The sequence below is a fragment of the Variovorax sp. 05N34 genome (genome assembly GCF_056397405.1).
This window is the reverse complement of record NZ_JBFTNI010000004.1, coordinates 215,736-237,049: the sequence shown is the minus strand read 5'-3', so window position 1 is coordinate 237,049 and position 21,314 is coordinate 215,736. Positions and strand designations below refer to the sequence as shown.

Here is a 21,314-nt window from a genome sequence, read left to right as displayed (position 1 = left end):
GACATTGCGGCGCTTGACAAAGCCCATGATTTTAGCCGGCGAGACAGCATCAACCCGCGAGTAGCGAGCGAAAGACTGCCGCCGAATCGAATATCAGCGACCGCGACGGCGACCGCCGCCACCGCCGCCCTGCCCGCCGAAGCCGCCGCCCGATGGACCGCCACGGCGCGGCCCCTGGCGTTGCTCCTTGCGCTGGCGCGAAAAGCTGTCGGCGCCGATATAGCCGAGTGATGTCTTCATCGGGTCGGGCTGATTGGCACCGCTGGGATGGCGATCCTCACCTGGGCGATTCCGGCCCTGCTGGCCTTGCCCCTGCCCTTGCTGGTCGCCGCGATTGCGACGTCCTTGCGGTGGCCCCTTGCCTCCGCCCATTCCCCGGTCAGCCCGCTCGGATCTCGCGCCAGGACCATGTGCCAGCGGATTCGGGATCGGCGTGTCGCGGTCATTTCCCTGTGGACTGCCGCCGTTGCGGTTGCCGCGCCGCTTGCGATTGCGGCCGTTGCGCCCGCCGCCGTCCTGGCTGGGGCCCTTGCCGCTCCCGTTTCCGTTGGCGCGTCCGGGCCGCTCCGCAGCGCCGCCGGCGGCCTGGAACAAGGCTCGGATGTCGCGTTCGTCGAGCTCCATCCAGGCGCCCCGCTTGAGACCGCGCGGCAACACCATGGCGCCGTAGCGGATACGAATCAGGCGGCTGACCGCATGTCCGACGGACTCGAAAAGCCGTCGCACTTCACGATTGCGCCCCTCGGAAATCGTCACCCGATACCAGCAGTTGGAGCCTTCGCCGCCACCTTCTTCGATGGTGCCGAACTGCGCCATGCCGTCGTCGAGCCGAACTCCGTCGAGCAGGCGCTGCTTCTCTTCGCTGCTCAGCGCGCCGAGCACCCGAACGGCATATTCGCGTTCGAGGCCGAAGCGGGGATGCATGAGCTGGTTGGCCAACTCGCCTGAGCTCGTGAAAAGCAGCAAACCTTCCGTGTTGAGATCCAACCGGCCGACGGACTGCCACTTGCCCTGCTGCAGGCGCGGCAGCTTGCGAAATACTGTCGGACGGTTTTGCGGATCGTCGTGGGTGACGACTTCGCCCACGGGCTTGTGATAGGCGATCACGCGCGCCGGGGGTGGCGCGATGCGGTAGCGAATCGGCTTGCCGTTGAGCTTGACCTGATCGCCATATTGAATACGCTGACCGATGTGGGCCGGCTCGTTATTGACCGAAATGCGACCCTGGAGAATGAGTTGCTCCATTTCCAGACGCGAACCCAGTCCGGCCTGCGCCAACACCTTGTGCAGCTTCGGCGAATCGGCTTCCGGCAAGAGCACTCGCTTGAGCGGCGGAACCTCGGGGCTTTCCTCATCAGCGTCGAACTGGCCCGAAATCACGTCCGCAAAGCGGATGGGTTCGGGGGGTGGCGCATTCCGCTGCTCACGCTCGGCAGCACGGCGGGCGCGGTCGAGATCGTCCTCTTCCTCGTCCGGCTCGTAATCTTCATCCTCTTCCACTTCGTCATGAGACGAGGATTCATCCGCTGCTGCAGGGAGTTCCCTCTCTGCTTGCTTTGCTGGCTTCGCTTCCTCGGCCTGCTCTGCCGGACGCTCCTCGGCAACCTGCACCGGCAACTCGCCGGACGTCACAGCCTCGTCGGATACGGCTTCAACGGGCGTTTCGCCAACCGGTTTCCGCCGGCGTGGTCGCCGCTTGCGCGGGGCCTCGGCGGCTTCGTCGGTCGTGGGGATGGCCGCTCCTTCCGCAGGTTGGCTTGGCGCGACATCCCCTCGCTCCTCGATAGCGGGTTCGGTCGGCAGAGTGGCTGCGTCTTCGGGATTCTTGGGGCTCATGGTCGGGTTCCGGAAGGGACGGCGGTGGTGTCGGCCTCATCGGGCGCTGCTTCTGCGTCGACGGGAGAGGAGGATGGGGACGTTTCGGGCTCGGCACTTGTCTGCGCGGCCTCGCCGAAGCTGACGAACGTGTCGTCGAGCTCGCGGATTTCGCGGGCTACGGTCTCGGGCTGCGGCTGCTCTGCAGGATCGGCAACAACGGCAACTTCGGCTTCCGCCGTTGGGGCCGGCTCGGGATCGGCCAAGGGCTCTTCGATCGGCAAGGCCGGCTGGTCGCCGTCGCCGCGAGCCGCCTGCTGCAGGGCATCGATGAGCGTGCCTTGCTGTGCTGGAGATTCGATCACCGGCAACTGATCGAGAGAGGCGAGGCCGAGATCGTCGAGAAACTGCCGGGTGGTCGCGTAGAGCCCCGGCCGCCCGACAGTCTCGCGGTGGCCGATGACTTCGATCCAGTTGCGATCTTCGAGTTGCTTCAGGATCTGGGAGTTGATGGTGACGCCTCGGATGTCTTCCATGTCTCCGCGCGTCACGGGCTGGCGATAGGCAATGATCGCCAGCGTCTCGAGGGCGGCTCGCGTATAGCGCGGCGGCTTCTCGGGATGCATGCGGTCAAGGTGGTCGCGCATTTCGGGGCGACTCTGGAAGCGCCAGCCGCTGCCGACACTCACGAGTTCAAGGCCGCGCTGCGACCAGTCTTCCTGCAATTCGATCAACAGCGACTTGATCGTGTCGGCGCCCAGTTCGTCGTCGAACAGCACGCGCAGTTCGCGCACCGGCAACGGCTGGGTCGAACAGATCAAGGCGGTTTCGAGAATGCGCTTGGCATCCGCCGTATTCATGGTTCGCGTTATCCGGGAAAAGGCGCCTCGAGGACGCTTGTTCAGATGGATGGAAGAAGGCGCTGCAGGCACGCGGCATTCGCAGCGCGAGGCCGGCATCAGGTCGCCGGCGCGGCCCTCGGGACCGTCAGGCGCGATTGTAATCCAGCCCCCAGTCCGACAGACCGTGCACGAGATCCGGTGGCGGCGGCGACAGAAACTCCATCGCTTCCCCGGTCATCGGGTGCACGAATCCGAGCCTGAACGCATGAAGCGCCTGCCGCGTCAACCCGGCCGCATCGGCCCCGCCGTAAAGCCCGTCGCCGACGAGGGGATGCCCTATGGACGCCATGTGCACGCGAATTTGGTGTGTGCGCCCCGTCTCCAGGGTACACCGCACTGCACAGCCGATATCGTTCGTGTCGAGCAACTCGATCAGCGTGCGCGCCGGTTTGCCCGAATGCCGCTCCAGGTCGACGACCGCCATTCGAAGGCGGTTGCGCGGATCGCGGCCGATTGCGCTGTCCACGTGCCGTGCCCGGGTGCCCTGCCAGCTCCGGTGCGCGAGCGCAAGGTACTGGCGCTTCACTTCGCGCGCGGCAATCAACGCCACCAGGGCGTCCATGGCTGCCCTACTGCGCGCGACCACCATCAAGCCGCTCGTGTCCCGGTCGAGCCGGTGGACGATGCCGGCACGCGGAAGCAATGCGGCTTTCGGATCGAGAGCCAGAAGCCCGTTGAGCAAAGTGCCGCTCCAATTTCCCGGAGCCGGATGAACGACCAATCCTGCCGGCTTGTCGATGATCCGGAGGTGCTCGTCCTCGAAAAGGACTTCGATATCGATGGCCTCAGGCCGAAACGCCTGGCTTTGCGGCGTTGGCCGCAGTTCGACGCGCCCCGATTCGCCGGCATGAACGGAAGCGGACGGCTTGGTGATCACCCGTCCCTGGAGTTCGACGACACCGGCCTCGATCAATTGCTGCAGGTAGCTGCGTGAAAACTCGGGCACCAGCGCCGCGAGCGCACGGTCGAGTCGCTGCCCGTGCTGGGCTTCGCCGATCAGGAAATTGCGAATCTCGCTGGCTTCGGACAGGTCACCGGCCTCCTCGTGCTCGGCCGCCTCCGAGGGGTTGCCCGAGGGGCCGGCCGATATAATTGACGGCAACTGTTTCACGAAAGCCTTCTTTGATGTTTCGCGCCAAATTATCGGTTGTCCCTGGTTGGCTGGCCTTGTGTGCAGCGGTATGGCTGGTGGCCGGCTGCTCATCCACCAAGGAAGATAAGACGGCGAACTGGAGTCCCAACAAGATTTACTCCGAAGCCAAGGATGAGGCCGACTCCGGCGCGTACGACAAGGCCGTGCCGCTCTACGAAAAGCTCGAAGGCCGCGCCGCCGGGACGCCGCTGGCGCAGCAAGCCCAGGTCGACAAGGCCTATGCCCAGTACAAGGCTGGCGACAAGGTGCAGGCGGTTGCAACGCTCGACCGCTTCATGAAGCTCCACCCCGCGAGTCCGGCGTTCGACTACGCGCTGTATCTCAAGGGTGTGATCAACTTCAACGACGACCTTGGCCTCTTCTCTTTCATGACGCGCCAGGACTTGTCCGAACGCGACCAGAAGGCAGCCAAGGAATCGTTCGCGTCCTTCAAGGATCTGGTGACCCGCTTCCCTGAGTCGCGCTATGCGCCGGATTCGCGTGCGCGCATGAATTACATCGTGAATTCGCTCGCGCAGTATGAAGTGCACGTCGCGAGGTACTACTACGAACGAGGCGCCTATCTCGCGGCCATCAACCGCGCTCAAGCGGCGGTGGCGGATTACCGGGACGCTCCCGCACTCGAAGAAGCCCTCTACATCATGGTCATGTCCTACGACAAGCTCGGGCTCACCGATCTTCGTGACGACGCGAAGCGCGTGCTGACCAAGAATTACCCTCAGAGCACATACATGGCGCGCGGCTTCCGCTCCAAGGATGATCCTTGGTGGAAGCTTTGGTAGCTCGTAAGCCCCCCGGCTTTTCACTCCGCTATCGCTTCGTGTAACTCCACCCCCCAAGGGGGAGGCCCGGCCGCCTTGGGGCGGCCCGGCGGCGGCCGGTGGATTGGCCCCCCGGCTTTTCACTTCGCTTCGCTTCATGTAACTCCACCCCCCGAGGTGAAGGTACGGCGCCTCGCGGCGGGACGGCGGTGGTGGATCAAACTTGTCGGCTGCTTGCCAGGTTGGCTACGGCGGTGTCGAAATCTTCTTCGGTTTCGATTCTTCGCATGGGCGGGAGCGCAGCCAGCAGACGACGGCCGTAGCCCATGGCGATGAGTCGTGTGTCGCAGATGGCGAGGACGCCCATGTCTGTCTCCCGACGGATCAGGCGGCCGGCGCCCTGCTTGAGGGCGACGGCTGCTTCGGGTAGCGAATAGTCGCCGAAGGCGCTTCGTCCCTGAGATTCAAGGCGTTGGGAACGGGCCTCTACCAATGGATCGTTGGGCGGCGGGAAGGGCAATTTGTCGATGACGACGAGCTGCAGGGCATCGCCAGGGGCATCGAATCCTTCCCAGAACGACGCCGATGCGACCAGCACGCAACCACTTCGGCCCTCGGTGGCGCCCTCTCGGAATCGATCCATCAACGTGCGCTTTGGCAGCTCGCCTTGCACCAGCACTTCAGGTCGCAGCGCCGGCTCCACGGTCTCGAATTCCTGGCGGATCACGTCGCCGATGGTGCGCAATGCGCGCAGGGTCGTCGTCAGGACCAAGGTGCGGCCACCCAGTTGAATGGCACCCCGAGCGGCAAGACCGGCGACGCGTTGGCCATGAGCGGGGTCGTTGGGCTTGGGAAAAGCGCGCGGCACATACAGAGCCGCCTGGCGTGCGTAGTCGAACGGGCTTTGAACACGCAGGACTTCGGCATCGTCAAGGCCACAAGGCTCGGTGAACCATTTCAGCCTGGGATCGTCGCCGAGCGTGGCGGATGTGAATATCCACGCACGCCCATCGTCCTCCGGGCTGGCCGCGTCGGTCTTGAGCACGCGCGTGCGCACCGCCTCGGCAATGTCCAGCGGCGATTCGACCAGCCGCAACTGCGAGCCGACGTCAACCCATCGCACGGAGCCTGTGGGACAAACCTTGGCAAAGCGTTTTGCGCGCTCGGAAAGTTGCTGCGCGCGGTCATGCAGACGCACGAAGTCGGGGGAAAGCTCGCTCACGGTATCAAGCGCACGCGCAGCCGCCTCGAAAGCTTGCTGCAAAGCATCGAGCGCGCCCTGCCAGGCGTCCACACCGACGCCTTCAGGCGATTCGGCGGACCAGCGCAGCTTGGTGCCCGGGTATTGCTTGCCGACGGACAACCTCAACTCGCGCGAGCCATGCTCGACCGCGGCCACCACTTGCTGCCAGTCGACCAGCCCGCGCGCATGCTGGAGTCCTGCGGCCAGTAAATCGCGGGCGAAATCGAGCGCCTGTCCGCTACCGAGTTGCACACCCAGGAACTGGACGCCCGTCTCGTTCAACTGATGGGCTTCATCGAAAACCACGACCCGAACGGTTGGCAACAACTCCGCCATGCCCGACTCGCGCACGGCCAGATCGGCAAAAAACAAGTGGTGATTGATGACCACGACGTCAGCCGCCATGGCCTCGCGTCGCGCGAGATTCACGTGACACGGCTTGAACTGGGGACATTGCGCGCCCAAGCAGTTTTCACGCGTGGAAGTCACCAGGGGAATCAATGGCGAGCGCTCATCCAGGCCCGGAAGTTCAGCCAGGTCACCCGTGCGAGTCGACTTGGACCACTGTTCGATCTTCGCAAGGGTGCGCAAGGTGGCGCGTTCAGGCATGGATGCGTCATGGCGCGCGAGGTCGAGCCGGTGCAGACATAAATAGCTTGCGCGTCCCTTGAGCAACGCGGTGCGCACCGGCAACCCGAGCGACGCAACAAGCCGGGGCAGATCACGGCCGAACAATTGGTCCTGGAGCGTCTTGGTGGCGGTCGACAAGAGCACCCTCTCTCCGCTCAGCAGCGCAGGCACGAGATATGAAAATGTCTTGCCCACGCCGGTCCCCGCCTCGACCACGAGCACGCCGCCTTCTTCGATGGTCCGCGAAACCGCGAGCGCCATTTGCGTCTGCCCTTCGCGCTCGCGGAATTGTTCGGCCGCCTGCGAGAGCACGCCATCCTGCGCGAAGGCCTCGCGCACTTCTTGCTCGAGGGACATCAGGCTGGCTCTTGGGGATCTAGAGCGCGTTCCAGGCGCGCGATCTCGTCACGCAGCCCCAGTCGCCGCTTTTTGAGGCGTCGCAACAGCAGTTCGTCGCGCGGAACTGCATCCCCAAGCCTGTCGATGGAGGCGTCGAGGTCGGCGTGTTCGATCCGAAGCTCGATCAACTGTCGCGAAATAGAGTGAAGATTGGAGTCCAACGTGCGCAATTCACAAACGGCGCATTTTCGCGGCTCTTCCGCTGCTTGCGTTCACTCGATAATACGTCTTCGTCCAGCTCGCACGAAAACATGAGAGATCGCGCCGTCGGCGCCTCAGCGCCCACATGACCCGAAGCTTTCGACTCGCCGCCGCTACCGGCCTCCACCAAGGCGATCGCCCCTACCAGCAAGACCAAGTCCTCATCATGACCCATCCGCGGGTGTCCGGCTGCGTGCTGGGCGTCGTCGCGGACGGCATGGGCGGCCGCAGCGGTGGGCGCAAGGCCTCCGACCAGGTCCTGATGACGGCGCGCCAGCTCTTTGGACGCTACAAGCCGGGCCGGGACGAACCTGTCGCCGTGTTGCGGCAAATACTCGACGACGCCCACACGGTGATCAAGCTCACCGCAGTGTCGAGCGAACAGGAACCGCACAGCACGCTGGCGGCTTTCCTCATGAATCCCGAAGGCGACTGCGCGTGGGTCCATGCCGGCGATTCGCGCATCTATCACTTTCACAAAGGTCGGCTGGTCAAGCGCACCAAGGACCATTCGTATGTGCAGGTGCTGGTCGACCGCGGCGAGATCAACGATGAAGAAGCGAATCTGCACCCGCAGAGCAACATCCTCCTAGGGTGCCTTGGCATGAAGTCGACGCCGCCGCCGGTCGATATCCACTTCATCCCGCGCATGGTGACCGGCGACGTGCTGATGGCGTGCAGCGACGGCCTGTGGCACTACTTCACGCCCGAAGAGATGGGTGCGCTGCTGTCCGATCAGCCCCCGCGGGCCGCTGTCGAATTGCTGGTGGCCGAAGCGCGCCGCCGTGCACGAGGAACGGGGGACAACATCTCCATCGTCGTGCTGAAACTCGAGCCGCTACCCGTCGAAGCCTGAGCATTGAAGCGCCAGGGGTCCGCGGCGCCTCGGCTCAAGGCATGGTCGGAGTGCCAGGGGCCGCAGGCGCTGGTGCCGCCGCGCCGGGTGCCGGCAACGGCGCCGATCTCGGCTTGGTCTTTGCTGCGTTCTGCCGCTCCAGGTCGGCGCGATGCTCTTCGGCCTTCTTCAACTTGGCCTCGTAATCGGCCCGCTCGGCCGGAGCCTGAGTCCTCCGATTTGCCGCCTTGGCCTGCTCCTCGGCATGGGCGCGCTGCTTGTTCTCGAACTGCCGCTTCTGCTCCGCTTCGCCAGCGGCCGTCTGGGCGCGGCTCTCGGAATGCTCTGCGGCACGTTGCTCGCGTCCCTTTTGCGACTCCAGCGATTGCTCGCGCTTCGCGTCCGCGTCCTTCGCTTGCTGAGGCGACTTTTGCTGCTCGAGCTTGTCGAGTTCGGCCGCGCCGCGGCGCTTGCGCTCGAAGTCGTTGATCGCCATTTCCTGCCGCTTGATGTCTTCCGTATCGGCACGGCGACGGCGGCGACTGTCCTGAAGGCAACCTTCGACCGCGAACTTCTTGTAGCAAGCGGCCTGTTCCGCCGCGAATCGGGTCTCCACGGCCTTTCGCTCGTCACTGAGGCGTGCGCGTTCGGCGTCGAGATCGGCGTTGGCGTTTGTGGCGGATGTCTGCGCCCAGAGCGGCAAGACAGCCAATCCGAGCAACAGGGCGGCGACGGTGTTCTTCATGTCAGGCGGGTGTCAACGACGCGGCGATCGAGCGCCAGGAATTCCGCCGATTGCATTTCGTTGAGCCGGGAGACCGTGCGCGGAAATTCATGGGCCAGCGGGCCTTCGGTATACAACGCCTCGGGGGGGACTTCGGCGGACATGATCAGCTTCACGCGCCGATCGTAGAACACGTCGACCAACCAGGTGAAACGGCGTGCTTCCGAGGCCATGCGCACCGGCATGTAGGGCACGTCGGACAGCAGCACCGTGTGGAACTGGCTGGCAATCTCGAGGTAGTCGTTCTGCGATCTCGGTCCGCCGCACAGCGTCTTGAAATCGAACCAGACGACTCCGCCGGCTTTGCGAAGCGCATGGATTTCTCGCGACTCGATGTGCAGCACCGGATTCTCGTCGGCGCTTTCGGCCAAGCGCTCGAAAGCCTTGCGCATCTCCTTGTCGGCGGCGGCGCCGTTGGGCGTGAGATACAGGCGGACCTGCTCCAGCGTGCGGCGCCGGTAGTCCGTGCCGTTGTCGACGCTGATGACTTCGAGCCGCTCGTTCAGCAAGGCAATGGCCGGCAGGATGCGATCTCGGTGCAAACCGCCGGGATACAGGTCGTCGGGCTTGAAGTTCGACGTCGTGACGAAGCCCACGCCGTTTTCGAACAGCGCCACCAGGAGCCGGTGCAGGATCATGGCGTCGGTGATGTCCGCGACGTGAAACTCGTCGAAGCAGATCAACCGATATCGCTTGGAGATGCGCAGTCCGAGTTCATCCAGCGGATTGACCGTGCCCTGCAGTTCGGCCAACTCGCGATGCACCTCGCGCATGAACTCGTGAAAGTGCAGGCGTGTCTTTCGGCGCAGCGGCACGGCGTTGAAGAAGCAATCCATCAGGAAGCTCTTGCCGCGTCCGACGCCGCCATACATGTAGACCCCGCGCGGGATTTCTGGCCGATTGATCAGCTTCTTGAACGCGTTCGAGCGCTGGGCCTTGAAGTCCGCCCATTCGCTCGCGCAGCGATCGAGCGCATCGATGGCGCGGAGCTGCGCGGGGTCGCTCGCGAAACCCCGGGAGGCCAACTCCGCGTCATAGGCCTGCCTGACGACTCCCACTGGTCAGAAGTTCAGCGTGCGCTTGTCGACGGCCAGAGCCGCTTCCTTGGTCGCCTCCGACAGCGACGGGTGCGCATGGCAGATGCGGGCGATGTCTTCGGCGCTGGCCTTGAATTCCATGGCAACCACGGCTTCGGAGATCAATTCGCTCACCATCGGGCCCACCATGTGGACGCCGAGGATCTCGTCCGTCGCCGCGTCCGCCAGGAATTTGACCATTCCGGTCGTATCGCCCAGCGCACGGGCGCGCCCGTTCGCCAGGAAGGGGAAGGTGCCGGCCTTGTAGGCACGGCCGCTCGCCTTGAGCTGTTGTTCGGTCTCGCCGACCCAGGCGATTTCGGGCGAGGTGTAGATCACCCACGGGATCGTGTTGAAGTTGACGTGCCCATGCTGGCCGGCGATGCGCTCGGCCACGGCAACGCCCTCTTCCTCGGCCTTGTGCGCGAGCATCGGGCCGCGCACCACGTCGCCGATGGCCCAGACATTGGGAAGACTGGTCTTGCAGTCGTCGTCCACCACGATCGCGCCGCGCTCGTCGAGATTCAGGCCCACGGCTTCGGCGTTCAGGCCGTTGGTGTTCGGCACGCGCCCGATCGAGACGATCAGCTTGTCCACTTCGAGCGTCTGCGCTTCGCCCTTGGCGTCGGTGTAGGCAATGCTGACGCCGTTCTTGCCTGGCTTGACTTCGCCGACATTGACGCCGAGCTGGATCTTCAAGCCCTGCTTGTCGAAAGCCTTCTTGGCTTCCTTGGCTATCTGCTCGTCGACGGCGCCGAGGAAGGTCGGCAATGCTTCAAGCACAGTGACTTCGGCACCGAGGCGGCGCCACACCGACCCCATTTCAAGGCCGATCACGCCGGAGCCGATCAGCGCGAGCTTCTTGGGCACGCCGCCGATACGCAATGCGCCGTCGTTCGAAAGGACCAGTTCCTCGTCGAAAGGCGCGCCCGGCAACGGACGGGCATTCGAGCCGGTCGCCACGATGATGTGCTTGCCGACGATGCTCTCTTCGGCAGCGCCCGCGACCTTGATCTCGTAGCCGCCGTCCGCAGCCTTGGAGAACGAGCCGCGGCCGTGGAAGAACGCGACCTTGTTCTTCTTGAACAGATACACGATGCCGTCGTTGTTCTGCTTCACGACCGTGTCCTTGCGCGACAGCATCTTCGCCAGGTCGAGACCGAGGCCTTCGACCTTGATGCCGTGGTCGGCAAAGCTGTGCCCGGCATGCTCGTAGTGCTCGGACGATTGCAGCAGCGCCTTCGAGGGAATGCAGCCGATATTGGTGCAGGTGCCGCCCAATGCCGGACCGCCCTTGGCGTTTTTCCATTCGTCGATGCAGGCCACGTTGAAGCCAAGCTGCGCCGCTCGGATGGCGGCAATGTAGCCGCCGGGGCCGCCACCGATGACGATGACGTCAAATTGTTTGCTCATTGATTATTCCGTTTCATTTTTGAAGCGCGCGGCCTTCGCATCTCATCCGCGAACACCGCGGAACCGGCTTTGCCGGGCCGCCGGTGTTGCCCCCGGCAGGGGGAAGGCGAAGCGACACGAAGTGCGCGCAGCCTGGGGGCGAGCTAGATATCAAACAGGAGGCGCGCCGGGTCTTCCAGCGCTTCCTTCATGGCTACCAGGCCAAGCACCGCTTCGCGGCCGTCGATGATGCGGTGGTCGTAGCTCATCGCGAGGTAGTTCATCGGGCGAACAACGATCTGACCGTTTTCCACGACCGCGCGGTCCTTGGTGGCGTGCACGCCCAGAATCGCAGATTGCGGCGGGTTGATGATGGGGGTCGACAGCATCGAACCGAACACGCCGCCGTTGGAGATGGAGAAGGTCCCGCCGGTCATCTCTTCGATGCCCAGCTTGCCGTCGCGCGCCTTGGCGCCGTATTCGGCGATCTTCTTCTCGATGTCGGCAAAACTCATCTGATCGGCATTGCGCAAGATCGGCACCACCAGTCCGCGGGGCGAGCCCACGGCAATACCGATGTCGAAGTAGCCGTGGTAGACGATGTCGGTGCCGTCCACTGATGCGTTGATCACCGGGTACTTCTTGAGCGCGTGCACCGCGGCCTTCACGAAGAAGCTCATGAAGCCGATCTTGACGCCGTGCTCCTTTTCGAACTTTTCCTGGAAGCGCTTGCGCATTTCCATCACGGGCGCCATGTTCACTTCGTTGAAGGTGGTCAGGATGGCGTTGGTCGATTGCGACTGCAGCAGGCGTTCGGCAATGCGTGCACGCAGGCGGCTCATCGGCACGCGCTGTTCAGGGCGGTCGCCAAGATTCGACAGGCCGGCCGGCATTGCGACTTGCGGCAACGCCGTCTTCGGTGCGCCAGTGGAGACAGGCACGGGCGCCGCCACCTTGGCGGTCGCGCCGCCAGCGACTGCGCCGAGCACGTCGCCCTTGGTCACGCGCCCGTCCTTGCCGGTGCCGGTCACGTCGCCGGTGCTCAGCTTGTTGTCCGCCAGGAGCTTGGCTGCAGCGGGCATGGCGACGTCTGACTTCGAGGTGCCGGTCGCTGCCGCAGCAGCGGCCGGGGCTGCAGCCGCCGCGGGAGCGGCAGCCGGCGCAGGCGCAGCAGCACCAGCCTTGCCTTCGGTGTCGATCTTGGCGATCAACTGATCGGCCACGACGGTGGCGCCGTCTCCCACGACGATTTCGGCCAGCACGCCCGCCGAAGGCGCGGGCACTTCCAGCACGACCTTGTCGGTTTCGATCTCGATCAGGATTTCATCGACGGCGACGGCCTCACCGGCCTTCTTCTTCCACTGCAACATGGTGGCCTCGGCCACGGACTCGGACAGTTGGGGGACTTTGACTTCAACGATGGACATTTTTATGTAGTTCCAGCTTCGTGTTTCTTGTGAATGAATCGAGTTCTTCTTACTTGGTCAGCACGAAGCCCTTGAGTTTTGCGAAGGCGGCGTCGACGAGCGCCTTCTGCTGTTCCTGGTGCAGGTGCGAATAGCCCACCGCAGGCGACGCCGAGGCGGCGCGGCCGGCATAGCCGAGCTTCTGGCCTTCCAGCATGTTCTCGTGGATGTAGTGCTGCACGAAGAACCAGGCGCCCTGGTTCTGCGGTTCGTCCTGGCACCACACGACGTCCACGAGGTTCGGGTACTTCTTCAGTTCGGCGGCGAAAGCCTTGTGCGGGAACGGGTAGAGCTGCTCGACGCGAATGATCGCCACGTCGTCGGTGCCCTTCTCCTCGCGCTTCTTCGCCAGGTCGTAGTAGACCTTGCCCGAGCACGCGATCACGCGCTTGACCTTGTCGGCCTTCAGGTCCTTGGTGTCCGGAATGACCGTCTGGAAACCGCCCTTTGTGAACTCGGACAGCGGCGAAGTCGCATCCTTGTTACGAAGCAGCGACTTCGGCGTCATGATGATCAGCGGCTTGCGCAGGCTGCGCACCATCTGGCGGCGCAGCACGTGGAAGATCTGGCTGGCCGTGGTGGGCTGCACGACCTGCATGTTGGTGTCGGCGGACAGCTGCATGAAGCGCTCGAGGCGGGCCGAGCTGTGTTCCGGGCCCTGGCCTTCGTACCCATGCGGCAGCATCAGCGTGATGCCGTTGACGCGGCCCCACTTGACTTCGCCCGATGCGATGAACTGGTCGAGCACGACTTGCGCGCCGTTGACGAAGTCGCCGAACTGCGCTTCCCAGATCACGAGGGTGTTCGGATCATTCGAGGCGTAGCCGTATTCGAACGCAAGCACCGCCTCTTCCGACAGGATGGAGTCGATGACGACGAACGGCGCCTGGTTCTCGGCCACGTTCTGGAGCGGCACATAGGTGCCCTCGTCGAACTTCTCGCGGTTCTGGTCATGCAGCACCGCGTGACGGTGCGTGAAGGTGCCGCGTCCGCTGTCTTCGCCGGACAGGCGGACCGGATAGCCGCTGGCGACCAGCGAGGCGAAAGCCATGTGTTCGCCCATGCCCCAGTCGACGTTGACGTCGCCGCGACCCATCGCGGCGCGGTCGTCGAGCACCTTCTTGACGAGCGGGTGCACGGTGAAGTTGTCCGGCGCCTTGGTGATGCGTTCCGCGAGGCGCTTCCACTCCGCGGTGGGGATCGCCGTATCGCCGGCGTCGGTCCACTTCTTGTTGAGGAAGGGGCTCCAGTCGACCGCGTACTTGCTCTTGAAGTTCGTGAGCACCGGGTCCGACGTGTTCTTGCCGGCGTCGAATGCGGCGCGCTGCGCCTTGACCATGTCGTCGCCGAGCGTCTCCCCCAGGCCTTGTGCCGCGAGCTTGTCGGCGTACAGCTTGCGCGTGCCGGGGTGCTGCGCGATCTTCTTGTACATCAGCGGCTGCGTGAGCGCCGGCGTGTCCTGCTCGTTGTGGCCGAGCTTGCGGAAGCAGATGATGTCGACGACCACGTCCTTCTGGAATTCCATGCGGAAATCGAGCGCGAGTTGCGTGGCGAGCACCACCGCTTCGGGATCGTCACCGTTCACGTGCAGCACGGGGGCTTCGATCATCTTGACGATGTCGGTGCAATACAGCGTCGAGCGGCTGTCGCGCGGATCGCTGGTCGTGAAGCCGATCTGGTTGTTGATCACGATGTGAACCGTGCCGCCCGTGGAGTAGCCACGCGTCTCCGCCAGCGCCAGCGTTTCCATGACGACGCCCTGCCCTGCAAAGGCCGCATCGCCGTGCACGATGACGGGCAAAACCTGTTTGCCGAGCGGATCGGCGCGGCGGTCCATGCGCGCGCGCACCGAGCCTTCGACGACGGGATTGACGATTTCGAGGTGCGAAGGATTGAAGGCCAGGCTCAAATGAACCGGGCCACCCGACGTCGACACGTCGGAGCTGAAGCCCTGGTGGTACTTGACGTCGCCGCTTGGCAGGTCCTCGGGGGCCGTGTGGTCGAACTCGGCGAAGAGGTCCGCGGGCAGCTTGCCCAGCGAATTGACCAGCACGTTCAAGCGGCCGCGGTGCGCCATGCCGATGACGATTTCCTGCACGCCACGCCGTCCGGCCTGGTCGATGAGTTCGTCCATCGAGACGATGAAGCTTTCGCCGCCTTCGAGCGAAAAGCGCTTCTGGCCGACGTACTTGGTGTGCAGGAAGCGTTCGAGGCCTTCGGCCGCGGTGAGGCGCTCCAGCACGCGCTTCTTCTCGTCCGGGGTGAGCTTCGGATTGGTGCGGGCGCTTTCGAGCTTCTGCTGCCACCAGCGCTTTTGCGCCTGGTCGGTCATGTACATGTACTCGGCGCCGATGGTGCCGCAGTAGGTTTCGCGCAGGGCGTTGAGCAGGTCGCGCAGGGACATTGTGTCCTTGCCGAAGAAGGTGTTGCTCGTGTTGAACACCGTCTCGAGGTCACCGTCGGAGAAACCGTAGAACGATGGTTCGAGTTCAGGGATGGCTGGGCGCTCGGTGCGCTTGAGGGGATCGAGGTCTGCCCAGCGGGCGCCGACGTTGCGGTAGGCGGCAATCAGTTGCTGGACGGCGGTGCGCTGGCGGCCGAGTTCGGAATCAGCGCCAGTGGCGACGACGACCTTCGACGTGCCCTGCTTGGCGCGTTCCGCGAAAGCGTTGACGACCGGCAGATGCGGCACGTCCTTGGCATTGGTTCCGTCGGTGGCGGGGACGTTTTGCAGCGCGTCGAAGTACGAGCGCCAGTTGTCGGGCACGCTGCCGGGATTGGTGAGGTAGTTTTCGTACATCTCTTCGACATAGGGCGCGTTGCCGCCGAAGAGGTAGGTGTTGCCTTGATAGGCGCTGTAGACGGACGAAGACGTCGACGAGGAATCGCTCATATTCCGCTGACCTTCGCTTCCCTGAAGGAAGCACTAGCTGGTTTAAGAAACCTTCCGCGACACGGCTGAACCGGTTGGCGGATGCGACTGTGGCTGGGGAAGGGCCTGAGTACCGCCGCATTGTGCCACTGTTCACTGTTGCTCGCCCCCACGCTCGCGCACTTCGTGTCGCTCTCCACCCCCCACCGGGGGCAATACCGGCGGCCCGGCTAAGCCGGTTCCGCGGTATTTCGCGAATTGGGGCGGCGGGCGGTTAAAGGGAGTTGGTGATTTGGTGGAGGGCTGAGGGGTCGTCGATGGTGGTGAGGTCGCCGGGGTCGCGGTGTTCGCAGACGGCCTGGATGGCTCGGCGGAGGAGTTTGCCGCTACGGGTCTTTGGCAAGGCGGTGACGAAACGGACTCTGGCGGGACGGGCGAGTGCGCCGAGGTCGTCGGAGACGCGTTTCATGATTTCTCCTTCGAGACGCAATGCGGAATCGGCATCGGCGGCCGCGTTCCTTGGGACGACGAAGGCCATGGCGACTTGGCCTTTGAGGAGGTCGGCGACGCCGACCACGGCGACTTCGGCGACGTTGGGGTGGCCGGAGATGCTTTCTTCGATTTCGCGGGTGCCCAGGCGATGGCCGGCGACGTTGATGACATCGTCGGTGCGGCCGAGGATGTAGAAATAGCCGTCCTCGTCTTTGATGCCCCAGTCGAAGGTCGAATAGACCATCTTTCCGGGAATGCTTTTCCAGTAGGTATCGATGAAGCGGGCATCGTCTTTCCAGATGGTCTGCATGAAACCGGGGGGCGTGGGGCCCTCGATGACGACGACGCCCTTTTCGCCTGCGCCGACAAGCTCTTCCCCGGTGGTTTCGTGGACGATCTTGACCTTGAACCCGTACATGGGGATGCCGGGGCTGCCCGGCTTACTGGGTGTGGGCTCGACGCCATTCGCCACGGTGAGGATCGGCCAACCGGACTCGGTTTGCCAATAGTTGTCGATGATCGGCACGCCGAGGCCCTCGCCGATCCAGCGGCCGGTGGGTTCGTCCAGTGGCTCGCCGGCCAGGAAAAGCGCCCGGAGGCTCGACAAATCGTATTTTTTCAGCAATGCGGGGTCTTGCTTCTTGAGCACGSGAACCGCGGTCGGCGCGCTGAACATCACCGTGACTTTGTATTTCTCGACCAGCCGCCACCAGATTCCGCCATCAGGTTGCCGGTCGATGCCTTGCGTCGGCAGGCCTTCGTACATGATGGTTGCCATGCCGGCGATCAGCGGGCCATAGACGATGTAGCTGTGGCCGACGACCCAGCCGATGTCGCTGGTCGAGAAATACGTCTCGCCGGCGCGGCCGTCGAAGATGTGCTTCATGCTCGCGGCAAGCGCCACCGCATAGCCCCCGGTGTCGCGCTGCACGCCCTTGGGCTTGCCGGTGGTGCCGCTGGTATAGATGGTGTAGCTGATGTCAGTCGCGTCCAGCCAGGTGCATGGCACAGCCGTGTCACGGAGTTTTTCGAGGAGCGGCGCCGCAAGATGGTCGCGCCCTTCGGTGAGTGCCATCGGCGCGAGGCCGCGGTCGACCAGCAACACGGCGGACGGCTTGTGCGCCGACAGGCGGATCGCCTCATCCAGCAGCGGCTTGTAAGCCAGCACTTTGTTGCCGCGCGATCCTCCGTCGGCACTGACGATGACCTTTGGCGCGGCGTCATCGATGCGCGATGCCAGCGACCCGCTCGCAAAGCCGCCGAAGACGACGCAATGGATGGCCCCGATGCGTGCGCACGCCAGCATCGCGAAGGCTGCTTGCGGAATCATCGGCATGTAGATCAGCACGCGATCGCCTTTGCCGACACCGAGTTCGATCAGGCTTGCGGCCATCCTCTGCACTTCAGAGTGCAGTTCGCGAAAGGTGTAGCTTTTTTCGACGCCGGTTTCGGTCGACACGAAGATCAACGCCCGTTGATCGCCGCGCTCAGGAAGATGCCGGTCGACCGCGTTGTGGCAAAGGTTCGTCGTGCCGCCTGCGAACCATCGCGCGAAAGGCGGGTAACTCGCATCGAGGATCTGTTTCGGCGGCGTCTTCCAGTCGATCAACTCGGCCTGCTCGGCCCAGAACGCTTCGGGCGCATCGATGGAACGGCGATAGAACTCCGCATAGCGGCTCATGGGCTTGTCTCCTGTCGGCTCTGCAGGCCGTGCTGCAAGTATGAGCCGTTGCCTTTCGGCAAGCTGACTCACACGGCGGCCCCGTCGCACGCCACGCGCAAAGACGCTGCATGCGTGGCGGCGACAGGCGCAGTCACATCGAGCATGGATGTGGCGGCGTTGCGCCTTTGCGCATCCTGAATCAGTTCATTCAGGCAGGCCGCCTCCCGCAGGTGCTCATAGCAGGCGCGATATCCGGCACTGCTGGGATGCACGCCATCGGGCGAGAAATAGATCGAAGGCTCGCTCGAGAACGGTTCCTTTCGCCGCTCACCGAAGACGCTGATGAAGCGCACGCCGTGCCGCGCGGCCATTCGCTCGAAGAGCATGCACACCCGATAGGTCCGCGAACTCGCCCACCATGACCACGGCGCCATGAAGACCGGTGCAAGTCCCAGGTTGGCGCTGCACAGCCAGAGCACCTTCGTGCCGCGCCGGGTCAGTTCGGGCAGCAGGATATCGGCATCCAGGGCAAGGCGTGCCGTGGGCGTCAGGCGCAGCACGTCGTTGCCGCCCACCATCAAGAGGATCAGGTCGTAGGCAGGCTCCGCAGCGCCGGCCGGCAGAGCGTCGAGTTGATTGCGAACGTCCTCCAATCGCGCGCCGCTGACGGCGAGGTTCGTGATCTCGACCTGCGGATGGTCCGCGCTGAGCATTCCCGGGATCGATTCGTCCGGCAGATTGGCGCCGAGCCCCACACCGGTGCTGTCGCCCAGCACCAGGACTCGCGCCGACGGCTGCTCGGGCTTGCACTGGTAGGGGTGATCGACCGCCCACGTGGTGCGGGCCGTGCGAAGTGAGTGCCGCACCCGCAGCCACTGCGCCGCGGTGACCGAAGCGAGCGCAATCGCAGCCATCGCGGCGGACGCACCGATCACGGTCGGCATTCTGTTGACCGGCAAGTGCATCGGGATCTCCTTCTTCTTCTCTTCAACTGTGTTCTTTATCGAGAAGGTGCCAGCTGAATGGCTGCCGGAAATCATGTCATTTTGTTGCAGGACAGCACGGACGCTCTGCCAGAGGCCCTCGGCGGCATCCGAGGCGTCGGCTCGGGGCTGTCTTGGATGCTCCAAAACCCTGATTGATTTAATTAGAGATGTAAATACGATCAACTTCGTCATAAAGACATCGCCCATGTCCTCCGCGCCCACCATCGCAGACATCGCACGCACCGCTGGTGTGGGGACGGCCACTGTCGATCGCGTGCTCAACCGGCGCCCGGGCGTCAATGCCGAAACCGTTCAGCGCGTGATGCAGGTGGTCGAAGAACTTGGCGCGCCGCAGCAACCGGGACGGCCGCGACGCGCCGCGAATTCGCGCTTCGCCTATGTGCTGCCGGCCGATGCCTCACCGTTCCTGGACTTGGTCGAGAGGCAGATTGCCCAGGCGGCAGGCGATTTCCGGCATGCCCATATCACTGAGGTCACGCATCGCATCGACGCTACCGATCCCGCGCGCTTTGCCGACGAGTTGGCGCAAGTCGGCAATTGCGAAGGGGTTGCCGTGCTGGCGCCGGACTTGCCGCCGATCAAGCGCGCGATCAACGAACTGGTGCGCGCCGGCGTCCATGTCGTGACCCTCTTCTCGGACGTCGCCGGCTCGATGCGCGAAACCTGCATCGGAGCCGACAACCGCGCCGCCGGCCGCACCGCGGGCTTGCTGCTCGGACGGATGTCGAACGACAGCCGCCGCGACACGCTGCTGCTGTCTTCGCAGGCAACGCGCCTTTCGGCGGAAATCGAACGGCGCATCGGATTCGCGCATGTCCTCGAAGAGCGCTTTCCCAGGCTGCGCCTGATGCGCACGCCCGATCTGCCGGCCGACGACGATGGCGCTTGCGACGCACTGCTGCAAGCACTGAAGGACGACATCGATCCGGCACGGGTGGCGGGCATCTACAACGTCGGCTCCGGCACCGCCGGGGTTGCGCGGGCCATGGCGCAAAGCGGCCTCGCGCCGCAGGTTGGCGTGGTCGCCCATGACTTCACGGACGCGCACGCCTCTTTGCTGAGCGCGGACGCCCTTTCCTACGTCCTGCACCAGGACATCCATTACTGCGTGTTGACGGCGGCGCGCGTGCTGCGCGCGCTGTGCGAGAACGTTCGCGGTGCACTCAACGTGGTGCAGCCGCGCATCGAGATCCTGACGGCCGAGAACCTTCATTGAGCGGACGCCCGGTATGTGCCCCTGAACCCAAATCTTTGGAGACAGCTCATGAAATCGATGTCGAAGATGCTCCCGGGGGTGATCGCCCTCGCCGCTGCCACCGTGCTCAGCCTGACCCCCGTGGACGTCCGTGCCCAGGACAAGACCATCACCCTTTGCTGGGCCGCGTGGGACCCGGCCAATGCGCTGGTCGAACTCTCGAAGGACTTCACTACCAAGACCGGCATCAAGATGAAGTTCGAGTTCGTGCCGTGGACGAGCTTTGCCGACCGCATGCTCAACGAGCTCAACTCCAAGGGCAAGCTGTGCGATCTCATCATCGGCGACAGCCAGTGGATTGGCGGCGCGGCCGAGCAGGGCCAGTACGTCAAGCTCAACGAGTTCTTCGACAAGGAAGGCATCAAGATGACCGACTTCGCGCCCGCCACCGTGGTGGGCTATGCGGAGTGGCCGAAGAACACGCCCAACTACTGGGCCCTGCCCGCCATGGCAGATGCGGTGGGCTGGACCTATCGCAAGGACTGGTTCGCCAAGCCCGAGTTGCAGGCCGAGTTCAAGAAGAAGTACAACCGCGACCTCGCGCCGCCGAAAACCTGGGGCGAGTTCAAGGAAGTGGCGGAGTTCTTCCAGGGCCGGATGATCGACGGCAAGAAGGTCTATGGCGCCTACCTGTTCACCGAGCGCGGTTCGGAGGGCATCACGATGGGCGTGACCAACGTTCTCTACCCGATGGGCTTCAAGTACGAAGACCCGAAGAAGCCGTATGCCATGGACGGCTTCGTCAACTCGCCCGACGCGGTGCGCGGCCTGGAGTTCTACAAGGCGCTCTACAAGGGAAGCACGCCGCCCGGGCTGACCAATGCCTACATGACCGAAGGGCTCGACGCCTTCAAATCGGGCCAGGTTGCGATGATGATGAACTGGTTCGCCTTCTTCCCGGGCCTCTACAAGGACCCGAACGTCGGCGGCGAAAAGATCGGCTTCTTCGTCAATCCGTCCGACAAGACCAAGGGCGTGCAGCTCGGCGGCCAGGGGATCTCGGTGGTTTCATACTCGCCCAATCGCAATGAGGCACTGCAATACATCAAGTGGTTCGCGAACCCTGACGTGCAGAAGAAGTGGCAGGCCATCGGCGGCTCTTCGGCTGCCAAGGCCGTGCTGAACGACCCGGCATACCCGAAGAGCTCGCCGTTCGCGCAGCCGTTCCTCGACTCGATGAACATGGTCGTCGACTTCTGGGCCGAGCCTTCGTATGCGCAACTGCTGCTGTCGATGCAAAAGCGCGTGCACGACTATGTGGTCGCCGACAAGGGTACTGCCAAGGAGGCGCTCGATGCACTGGTGGTCGATTGGAAGAAGGTCTTCAAGGACGACGGCAAGGCCAAGTAGTACGGGAAGCACACGCGG

At 64.0% G+C, this 21,314-nt stretch carries 16 protein-coding genes; 4 read left to right on the top strand and 12 right to left on the bottom strand.

The genetic code is table 11. The features are described from left to right. Positions 1-93: 93 nt before the first annotated feature. The 3 genes from AC1DMA_RS13005 to AC1DMA_RS12995 all read right to left on the bottom strand — a co-directional run bounded on the left by AC1DMA_RS13005 (position 94) and on the right by AC1DMA_RS12995 (position 3,828). Positions 94-1,836, bottom strand: coding sequence for a pseudouridine synthase (locus AC1DMA_RS13005; RefSeq protein ID WP_478144434.1), 1,743 nt, complete (start codon positions 1,834-1,836; stop codon positions 94-96). Beyond that, positions 1,833-2,675 carry an SMC-Scp complex subunit ScpB gene (scpB, locus tag AC1DMA_RS13000; protein ID WP_478123760.1) on the bottom strand — a complete coding sequence of 281 codons (843 nt, stop codon included), beginning with the start codon at positions 2,673-2,675 and terminating at the stop codon, positions 1,833-1,835. Before scpB ends, AC1DMA_RS13005 begins: the two co-directional genes overlap by 4 nt. Before the next feature lie 127 nt (positions 2,676-2,802). Continuing rightward, on the bottom strand, positions 2,803-3,828 hold the full coding sequence (locus tag AC1DMA_RS12995) for an RluA family pseudouridine synthase (RefSeq protein ID WP_478123761.1): 1,026 nt from the start codon (positions 3,826-3,828) through the stop codon (positions 2,803-2,805). Between the two features lie 14 nt (positions 3,829-3,842). Here AC1DMA_RS12995 and AC1DMA_RS12990 point away from each other — a divergent pair, with 14 nt between their 5' ends. Beyond that, positions 3,843-4,652, top strand: coding sequence for an outer membrane protein assembly factor BamD (locus tag AC1DMA_RS12990; RefSeq protein WP_478123762.1), 810 nt, complete (start codon positions 3,843-3,845; stop codon positions 4,650-4,652). Between the two features lie 196 nt (positions 4,653-4,848). On the opposite strand, the gene AC1DMA_RS12985 is transcribed toward AC1DMA_RS12990, so the two are convergent. Beyond that, positions 4,849-6,861 carry an ATP-dependent DNA helicase gene (locus tag AC1DMA_RS12985; RefSeq protein WP_478144433.1) on the bottom strand — a complete coding sequence of 671 codons (2,013 nt, stop codon included), beginning with the start codon at positions 6,859-6,861 and terminating at the stop codon, positions 4,849-4,851. Further along, positions 6,861-7,064, bottom strand: coding sequence for a DUF465 domain-containing protein (locus AC1DMA_RS12980; RefSeq protein WP_478123764.1), 204 nt, complete (start codon positions 7,062-7,064; stop codon positions 6,861-6,863). Before AC1DMA_RS12980 ends, AC1DMA_RS12985 begins: the two co-directional genes overlap by 1 nt. A 125-nt stretch (positions 7,065-7,189) precedes the next feature. Here AC1DMA_RS12980 and AC1DMA_RS12975 point away from each other — a divergent pair, with 125 nt between their 5' ends. Further along, a complete protein-coding gene (locus tag AC1DMA_RS12975; protein ID WP_478123765.1) occupies positions 7,190-7,960 on the top strand; it encodes a PP2C family protein-serine/threonine phosphatase in 771 nt (256 codons plus the stop codon). Positions 7,961-7,994: 34 nt separating this feature from the next. Here AC1DMA_RS12975 and AC1DMA_RS12970 read toward each other — a convergent pair whose 3' ends face one another. The 7 genes from AC1DMA_RS12970 to AC1DMA_RS12940 all read right to left on the bottom strand — a co-directional run bounded on the left by AC1DMA_RS12970 (position 7,995) and on the right by AC1DMA_RS12940 (position 18,649). Next, positions 7,995-8,684 (bottom strand): hypothetical protein, encoded by a 690-nt coding sequence (locus tag AC1DMA_RS12970; protein ID WP_478144432.1) that lies wholly within the window; start codon positions 8,682-8,684, stop codon positions 7,995-7,997. Next, on the bottom strand, positions 8,681-9,781 hold the full coding sequence (zapE, locus tag AC1DMA_RS12965; protein ID WP_478123767.1) for a cell division protein ZapE: 1,101 nt from the start codon (positions 9,779-9,781) through the stop codon (positions 8,681-8,683). Before zapE ends, AC1DMA_RS12970 begins: the two co-directional genes overlap by 4 nt. Before the next feature lie 3 nt (positions 9,782-9,784). Continuing rightward, a complete protein-coding gene (gene lpdA, locus AC1DMA_RS12960; protein ID WP_478123768.1) occupies positions 9,785-11,212 on the bottom strand; it encodes a dihydrolipoyl dehydrogenase in 1,428 nt (475 codons plus the stop codon). Between the two features lie 143 nt (positions 11,213-11,355). Then, the gene (odhB, locus tag AC1DMA_RS12955; RefSeq protein WP_478144431.1) at positions 11,356-12,618 is read right to left on the bottom strand and encodes a 2-oxoglutarate dehydrogenase complex dihydrolipoyllysine-residue succinyltransferase; all 1,263 of its coding nucleotides are present in this window, start codon (positions 12,616-12,618) and stop codon (positions 11,356-11,358) included. Between the two features lie 49 nt (positions 12,619-12,667). Then, positions 12,668-15,550 carry a 2-oxoglutarate dehydrogenase E1 component gene (locus AC1DMA_RS12950; protein ID WP_478144430.1) on the bottom strand — a complete coding sequence of 961 codons (2,883 nt, stop codon included), beginning with the start codon at positions 15,548-15,550 and terminating at the stop codon, positions 12,668-12,670. A gap of 253 nt (positions 15,551-15,803) precedes the next feature. Continuing rightward, positions 15,804-17,702: a propionate--CoA ligase gene (locus AC1DMA_RS12945; protein ID WP_478144429.1), complete on the bottom strand. Its 1,899-nt coding sequence runs from the start codon at positions 17,700-17,702 to the stop codon at positions 15,804-15,806. A 68-nt stretch (positions 17,703-17,770) separates the two neighbouring features. Further along, entirely contained in the window at positions 17,771-18,649 is an 879-nt protein-coding gene (locus tag AC1DMA_RS12940; RefSeq protein ID WP_478144428.1) for a GDSL-type esterase/lipase family protein, read from the bottom strand. Positions 18,650-18,875: 226 nt separating this feature from the next. Between AC1DMA_RS12940 and AC1DMA_RS12935 the strand changes: the two genes are divergently transcribed. Next, positions 18,876-19,907 carry a LacI family DNA-binding transcriptional regulator gene (locus tag AC1DMA_RS12935; RefSeq protein WP_478123773.1) on the top strand — a complete coding sequence of 344 codons (1,032 nt, stop codon included), beginning with the start codon at positions 18,876-18,878 and terminating at the stop codon, positions 19,905-19,907. A 57-nt stretch (positions 19,908-19,964) separates the two neighbouring features. Continuing rightward, positions 19,965-21,296, top strand: coding sequence for an ABC transporter substrate-binding protein (locus AC1DMA_RS12930; RefSeq protein WP_478123990.1), 1,332 nt, complete (start codon positions 19,965-19,967; stop codon positions 21,294-21,296). The last annotated feature ends 18 nt before the right edge of the window (positions 21,297-21,314 follow it).